This is a genomic window from Citrobacter sp. Ce006, from assembly GCF_030336535.1.
GTDB classification, from domain to species: domain Bacteria; phylum Pseudomonadota; class Gammaproteobacteria; order Enterobacterales; family Enterobacteriaceae; genus Citrobacter; species Citrobacter europaeus.
This window is the reverse complement of sequence record NZ_JAOWDO010000008.1, coordinates 1-268: the sequence shown is the minus strand read 5'-3', so window position 1 is coordinate 268 and position 268 is coordinate 1. Positions and strand designations below refer to the sequence as shown.

At 55.6% G+C, this 268-nt stretch carries 1 tRNA gene; it reads left to right on the top strand.

The annotated features are described in order from the left end of the window. Nucleotides 1-183: 183 nt before the first annotated feature. Nucleotides 184-259, top strand: a tRNA-Ala gene (locus OGV94_RS00035). Nucleotides 260-268: the final 9 nt, after the last annotated feature.

The following is a 268-nucleotide window of genomic DNA, read 5'->3' as shown; positions in this document are numbered from 1 at the left end:
GCTTGTAGCTCAGGTGGTTAGAGCGCACCCCTGATAAGGGTGAGGTCGGTGGTTCAAGTCCACTCAGGCCTACCAAATTCGCCTCCGTGCTGTGTTACGGCGATGCTCGCATACTTCAGTATGCTTCGCACCACCGCGCCTTGCCCGGAAACGAATTAGGGTACAGAGATAAGTATTTACGATGGGGTTATAGCTCAGCTGGGAGAGCGCCTGCCTTGCACGCAGGAGGTCTGCGGTTCGATCCCGCATAGCTCCACCATCCTTTACT